The organism is Roseovarius sp. PS-C2, from assembly GCF_018862045.1.
GTDB lineage: Bacteria > Pseudomonadota > Alphaproteobacteria > Rhodobacterales > Rhodobacteraceae > Roseovarius.
Genome location: NZ_JAHKSQ010000022.1, coordinates 1 through 7403, shown reverse-complemented (window position 1 = coordinate 7403; position 7403 = coordinate 1). Strand labels below are relative to the sequence as shown.

Sequence of the window (7403 nt, the reverse complement as noted above, 5' to 3'; positions counted from 1 at the left end):
GCCCACCTCAGGGCGCTTTGGGCCGAAATCGTCGCAGCGATCTACGCCATGTTCGGGACAAAACGCGCCCCAATCGCCGCTCAAACCGGCCTCAGGTCGCTCACAGCGTGATATTCAGCGCCGACTACTTGCGCTCACCTTCCAAACGGTCCAACTTGCGCGCAGGGATTACAGGCCGTTTGCGCGCTTTTGACCGGGCGCTGCGAACAGGTTAAGGGGTAACAGGGGGATCGTATGATTATGCGTTTAATCGACGAACTGAATGAGATCGTAGGCAAGCTCGTTTCAGTTGTGGCGATTCTGTTCGCCGCGATTATCATTTTCGATGTCGTAATGCGTTACGCGCTCAGCGAGCCCACCAGATGGGCCTTCGATGTATCCAAGCAAATGTTCGGGTTCTACTTTGTCCTGCTCGGCGGTTACGCCTTGCGCCACAACGCCCATGTGCGGGTCGATATTCTGACCGAAACACTGGGCCCCCGCGCACACAAGGTTGTCGAATTGCTGGGCTATGTCATCTTCTTCTTTCCCTTCACATGGGTCTTCCTGACCCGCTCGTGGGAGTTCGCATCCCGCTCCTGGGCACAGGGCGAAGTGACCTATGGAGCCATCCAGATGCCTGTCTATCCCTTGAAGATGGCCATGTGTGTCGCCGCGGGGCTCCTGTTATTGCAGGGAATCTCGGAGGTTCTCAAACTGCTGTTCGGAAATCAGGAGGCCTCCAGATGAGTCCCGAGTATATCGCCGTATTGATGTTCGGCCTGCTGGTTGTGGGCTTGTTCATGGGGCATCCGCTGGCCTTCGTTCTGGGCGGCACGGCTGTTCTGACCGCCATCATCGCCGGAAAACCGATGGTGCTGGGCATCGTGATCAACCGGATTTTCGGTGATGTTCTCGATAATTACACGCTGATCGCCATTCCGCTCTTTGTTCTCATGGCGCGTTTCCTGTCCGATTCCGGCGTGACCGACCGAATGTTCGAAACACTGCGCCTGTTGCTCAGCCGCGTTCGCGGCGGCTTGGCGCTGGCCGTGGTTTTCATCTCGATCCTGCTGGCGGCGACCACTGGAATCATCGGTGCCTCGATCACCGTCATGGGGGTCATGGCCCTGCGTCCGATGCTGCAATACGGCTACGCCCCGACCCTGACAACCGGGGTCATTGCCGCATCGGGCTGCCTTGGCATTCTCATTCCGCCGTCGATCATGCTGATCCTGATGGCCAGTTATTCACCGCTTTCGGTGGGCGAATTGTTCGCGGGTTCAATGATCCCCGGCGTCTTGCTGGGGCTGAGCTATGCACTTTACGTGTATATCATTTCCGTTCTCCGCCCCGATCTGGCCCCCTCGGTCGAACCGGACGAGAAACTGTCCCGTGGCGAGTTGCTCCGCATGCTGCTCGTCGAAGCCATGCCACCGCTGGCCCTGATCTTCGGCATCCTTGGCTCACTTCTGGCCGGGATCGCGACAGCAACCGAGGCTTCGGCCATCGGCGCGGCCCTTGCCCTGCTGATCGTGATCATGCGACGCAAGTTCAAGCTCGAGACATTCTACAGCGCCATGCTGGAAACTGGCAGAACCTCGGCAATGATCCTGTTCATCGTCGTGGGGGCCACGGCCTTTACCGGTGTCTTCAATATCACCGGGGGCCTCCGTGCCACGCAGGAACTGATCCGCGCACTGGACATGGAGCCTTGGCTTCTGATCACCATGATGATGTTCGTCGTCTTCATCCTTGGCGCCTTTCTGGACTGGACCGGCATCGTGCTTTTGTCTTTCCCGATTTTCCTGCCGATCATTCAGGAAATGCCGGATGTCAGCCTTTTGTGGTTCGTGGTTCTCATGGCGGTGGTCCTGCAAACATCCTTCCTGACCCCACCATTCGGCTATGCCTTGTTCTATCTGCGCGCGATCGCCCCCCCCGAGGTGCGCACGGGCGCCATCATCCGGGGCGTGATGCCGTTCATCGGCCTGATCGTGATCATGTGCCTTCTGGTTGCGCTGTTCCCGTCGCTGGTGATCTGGCTGCCGGACGTTCTCTATACGAAGTAACTTTAACCCTGAGAGGAGATAAGTATGACTTTCAAAACAATCGCTCTTGCCGCGACTGCGGCAACGGCCATGGCAAGCCAGACCATGGCTCAGGAAAGCTGGACAATGACGACGACATGGCCCTCGTCGCTGGAACTGATCGAGACCGACAGGCATTTTGTCGAGCTCGCCAACAAACTGACTGCGGGCGAACTGACCATCGAATTCTTTGACGGCGGATCGCTTGTTCCGTCCGGCGAAGTGTTCGGCGCGGTTGAATCCGGCACCATTCAGGCCGGTGCAGACTGGCCGGGATATTGGGCGGGCCGTGACTCGGCCTTCTCGCCGCTGGCCACCACGCCCTCGCTGTTCAACGCGGTGGACTACGTGAACTGGATTCAGCAATGGGGCGGCGCGGAACTCTATAACGAGATCTACGGCAACTTCGGCATGGTCTATCTGCCCTATGGCGTGACCAACAACGAATCCGGCTTCCGCACGAAGGAACCGATCGTCTCTCTTGACGATCTGCAAGGCAAGCGCCTGCGTCTGTCCGGGCTGGAGCAAGGCAAGCTTCTGGAACGCCTCGGCGGCAATCAGGTCTCGATGGCGGGCGGTGAAATCTATCAATCGCTCGAACGCGGCGTGATCGACGGCGCTGAATTCTCCACCCCGAACGTGGACTGGTCCGGCGGTTTCCAGCAGGTCACCGAGTATTGGGCGACCCCTGGCTGGCACCAGTCGGCATCGGTTTTCGGTGTCATGATCAACCAGGCGTCTTGGGATGCGCTGAGCGCGGAAACCCAGGAGAAGCTCCAGATCGCGGCTGACGCAACTCTGTTGTGGTCGCTGGCCTTCACCGAAAAACGCGCCACCGAAGCCTATGCGAAATTCGACGAAGCCGTCGAAATCAACCGCTACGACGACGAAACGCTTGCCGAAGTTCAGAAAATGGCAAACGAAGTCATCGTCGAAACGGCATGTGAGAACCCCAACTCGGCCAAGGTGTACCTGAGCATGGTGGAATACCTGAACGACTATGCCCAGTGGCGCGATGCGTCGGCTCCGTTCAACCTCGGGCGCACCCCGAACGGCCCGGATGCCGAAGCGCTGCGGGCCTGCGTCGAGTAAAACAGCGCACATCCCACAGAACCCGAGAATGCCCGCCAGCTTTGGCGGGCATTTTTCATTGGACACCCTTTTTACGTGAAGCGTTTCACGCTTTGGTCCGATACCTGGCCCGCCGTCTTGCAGAATGGCTCAGATCGGTCCTGTGCTCCCTCGACTAAATATTGACTCAAATACTCGGGTATTATATCGCGCTTTGAAAACGGATATTTGGTCCGCAAGCCAGCGTTTCAGCCAGCAACAAATATCACGCATGGGGACGCTGGAAAATGTTGCATCACAAAGAAACGCACAAGCGGGAACCGCTTGTATCGAAAGAAAATGTATGGGCTGCCGGAATGTTCATCGCAATAGCGATACCTGCATCCGTTCAGGCACAGGACGGTATTGTACTCGACCCCATCAACATCGAGCAGGAGACGGATGATCGTAACGGTGCAGGCCTGCCCCAGACACGTATATCGGGATCGCAAGAAGGCTCTGGCGCAACAACGGTGGATGCAGAAGGCGTAAAAATTCGCGCCGATGGATCGGGCGACGCCAACACCGCATTAACCAGCCTGCCGGGGGTGCAATACCGCAACGATGCCGATACCGACGCAGGCGAGAACGGCGATGACATACTGGACCTCAAGCCTCTTGAACTGTCGATCTCGGGCGGGCGCGTGACCGAGAACAACTTTACTCTGGATGGGCTCGGGATCAACTCGCTGACGGGCAATGAAGACCCTCTCGCGAACACAGAGCTTAGCCGCGAAACCAATCAACCCAACACCTATTCCTTCTATGGCTTGCACTCGCAAACGCAGTTTGTGCCCACATCGATGGTCGAAGAGGTCGAGATAATCGATTCAGACGTCTCTGCCCGACATGGCGGATTCCAGGGCGGTGTCGTGAATTATACCAGCAAACAGCCCAAGCTGGAGAAAGCCTCGGGGCAGTTGTCATTCAGCTATTCGACCGATGAGATGACCAAATACGTTCTGGGCACACCCTTTGGGCTCAACCCGGATTTCCGGCAGAAACCGGACTGGACCAAGCTGTCGTATTCGGTGGTTCACAATCAGCCCGTGTCGGATCGCACTGCGATCCTGTTCGGCTTCGGCCGCCGCGAAGCAGAAGCGCGCAAACAGATGGACGCGCAGTACAAGGACCGCATCGTCAAGAATGACTCGCGCAGCGATTTCTATAGCCTTGGTGTGCTGCACGAATTCGGCAATGGCGACAGGCTGACCGTTTCCGGCAAATTGACGGACTATTCCCAAGGATGGGACAGCAACTTTGTCGAGGATTTCCATCTGGATGTCGAAACGCGGGGCCTGTCTCTGGATGCCAAGTACGAAAAGGAATGGGACAGCCTGTCTTTTGCCGGGCTCGACGTACGCGACGTCAAACTGACGCTGCGCGCTGCATGGCAGGACAACGAAGCAACCAATATCAATCCGCGTACGGAGCAATTCAACTGGTATGCATGGTACCAACCCGACAATTATCTAACTAATGCCTTCGACTCGTGGTGTACGGCTGATACCACCGATAGGCTTACAACCTGCCGTACGGGCGGGTTGGGCAGCACTTATTACACTGACAAACGCAAACAGGCCTTTGCCGAACTCGAAGGTGAGATTGCACGCGGCAGTTTCTTGCTTGGCGTTTCGATTGAGGAGGTTGAGGCAAAGCGCCAAGGCACCGGCTTTACCTATTACGGCGCCAATGAGCGGCTGGACCCGGCGGACCCGTTCATCGGCTTCATCTGCCCGCCCGGTGATCGAAGCTGCCTGTCAGATCAGTATTTCGATGTGCGAGTCCAACAAGATCCTTACAACATATCCGTCGATGCCATCAAAACCGAACTGTGGGCCGAGATCGACCAGACATGGGGCGATTTCGGGCTGCGAGCCGGGCTTCGCCTGGATCACAATGACGTTCTGGACAACTGGGACTGGTCGCCGCGCCTGACGGGCCGCTGGTCGCCGCGTGACAACCTGGAATTCACACTCGGCGCCAATCGTTATTACAGTGATAACTATATGGCTTATGCAATTCACGACGCGATTTCGCGTGGCACCACACAACTGCGCGGTCATGATGGAGCCACCGGCGTTGTCGACCCGTGGGGCAGCGGACGCAACATCGATCAAGGACAGTATTCCTATACCCAAGGTAACCTGAAAACCCCCTACACGGATGAACTGGCCCTTGGCGTGACATATCGCGACAGTTGGACAAACGGCACATGGCGATTGCGGGGCAAGCATCGCAAGGGCCGGGACCAATTCTCGCGCGCCGAAGGACCAGGCTCGCGCGAGAATTATCTGACCAATGACGGTACGAACGAGTACAATTCGATCTCACTGGAATACAGCAAGGCATGGGACATGCGGCGGCACAGCCACGTGCTGGACAGCGTGGGATTGTATTTGTCAGGCGTCTGGTCCGAAAGAGAAACCTCCGCACTCTCTTACTTCAACGATGATGGCGACGGGATCGACGATTTCATCTATTACGGCGGCCAAAGCTATACGCTGTCGGAATTCGGGCAGGTGACCGGCAATCTGGATATCCCCGTACGTTCGACCATCGAGCTGCGCACGAAATGGGCAGGCGGACGATATTCGCTGGGGGTCGGGGCCGATGTGGTGTTCGGTTACGATGGGGTAATCGACTCTGATCAGACCGGCACATTCACGCACCCCAGATATGGAAGACAGCGGCACAACATCTTTGTCGACAAACGGTTCAAGGCGCACGCAACGGCATTCCTATCGGCCAGTGCCCGCATCGCGGAAATCCAGGGCAAGACCATCGACCTGAACCTCAAGGTATCCAATCTCTTCAACGAAGCGGGCAACCGCACGGCAACCAATTCGAACCCATGGATCGCCGGGCGCAGCTTCTACCTGGGCACCAATGTCAGTTGGTAACCCCGGCAGCAGCGTATTGTCCCCCATCGCAGCGCGATGGCACTGGATCATCGCCACAGTTGCGGCGGCGGTGATCGTCATCGGCGGCGTGGCTGCGTTGCAACCCGACCTGGATAACCCGGCCGATTTGCGCCAGATCTATTCCGGGTCTTCCGGCAATTGGCCTGCCCCGTGGATCGATCCCGGTGTCGCCTATATCGAACTGGCCGCGCCGGATTTGCCAACCCGTCCCGCGCCGAACAGCCAAGCCGCAAAACGCCGCGCCTTGGGCGAACGCTTGTTCAACGACCCCATCCTGTCAGCGTCCGGACACGTGGCCTGCCAAAGCTGCCACAATCGGCGACTTGGCTGGGGCGACGGTCTGCCACGCAGTTTTGGCCACGCCCGAACCGAGGGACGGCGCAACGCCCCCGCCCTGTTCGCAGCGGCCCGCCGCACCCCCCTGTTTTGGGATGGTCGGGCGCAAACCCTCAAAGAACAAGCGCTTTTCCCATTGGCGGACCCGACCGAAATGGCCAACCACGATCTGGGCGATGTAGCGGACCGCCTGCAAAACACCCTGGAATATCCGGCACTGTTCGCAGACGCTTATGGCTTCGAAACGATCTCCCTTGAACGGATCGCCGATGCGATTGCGACATTTCAGCGATATCTCGACGTGCCCTCACAATTCGATCACTTCCTGCAAGGTCAACACGACGCCCTGAGCGATACCGAAATCCGCGGATTGCACCTGTTTCGAACGAAAGCGCGCTGCGTGAATTGTCATTTCGGGCCGGATTTGTCAGATGGCGAATTCCATAATCTCGGCTTGGCCTATTTTGACCGCAAGTATCAGGATTTGGGGCGCTACGAAGTCACCGGAAACTCGAATGATGCCGGAAAATTTCTAACACCCAGTCTTCGCCATGTATCCAGGACCGCCCCCTACATGCACAACGGCCTTTTTCCCAGCCTGCGAGGCATCATCAACCTCTACGTTGCAGGCGGTGCACGTCAGGGCGACCTTTCCAAGGTTTCTCCTGCGCTGGAGCGAAACGCCAAAACCCACTCTCCTCACCTGAAACCGCTGACACTCACGCCCGAAGAAATCCGGGAAATCGAAGCCTTCCTCCGGGCTCTCTGAAGAATGGGATCAAGGCGTCCAGAATATTTCCGGCTGTACTTGCCCACCGGGCATTCGCGGCCCGTCTGGGTAGTGCCCCGGGAAGTGGTGTAGGAACTGGCGTCCACCTGCTTCTTCATAGCCGGTGTTGCTCGTTCACTGAGCGGCGATCATCGCCGTCTCACCGTCATCGTTGCATATGGCGGTCAGCTTTTC

The 7403-nt window shown here is 57.6% G+C and carries 5 protein-coding genes; all 5 read left to right on the top strand.

Annotated elements, in window-relative coordinates:
* The first annotated feature begins 234 nt into the window (after positions 1 to 234).
* The 5 genes from KPG71_RS19320 (at position 235) to KPG71_RS19300 (ending at position 7208) form a co-directional block, all read left to right on the top strand.
* Positions 235 to 729: a TRAP transporter small permease subunit gene (locus tag KPG71_RS19320; RefSeq protein ID WP_216340356.1), complete on the top strand. Its 495-nt coding sequence runs from the start codon at positions 235 to 237 to the stop codon at positions 727 to 729.
* Positions 726 to 2051 (top strand): TRAP transporter large permease subunit, encoded by a 1326-nt coding sequence (locus tag KPG71_RS19315; protein WP_216340354.1) that lies wholly within the window; start codon positions 726 to 728, stop codon positions 2049 to 2051. Before KPG71_RS19320 ends, KPG71_RS19315 begins: the two co-directional genes overlap by 4 nt.
* Positions 2052 to 2075: 24 nt before the next feature.
* Positions 2076 to 3161, top strand: coding sequence for a TRAP transporter substrate-binding protein DctP (dctP, locus tag KPG71_RS19310; RefSeq protein ID WP_216340352.1), 1086 nt, complete (start codon positions 2076 to 2078; stop codon positions 3159 to 3161).
* 335 nt (positions 3162 to 3496) lie between these two features.
* Entirely contained in the window at positions 3497 to 6082 is a 2586-nt protein-coding gene (locus KPG71_RS19305) for a TonB-dependent receptor plug domain-containing protein (protein ID WP_216340350.1), read from the top strand.
* A gap of 70 nt (positions 6083 to 6152) precedes the next feature.
* Positions 6153 to 7208 carry a cytochrome c peroxidase gene (locus KPG71_RS19300; RefSeq protein ID WP_216340348.1) on the top strand — a complete coding sequence of 352 codons (1056 nt, stop codon included), beginning with the start codon at positions 6153 to 6155 and terminating at the stop codon, positions 7206 to 7208.
* Positions 7209 to 7403: the final 195 nt, after the last annotated feature.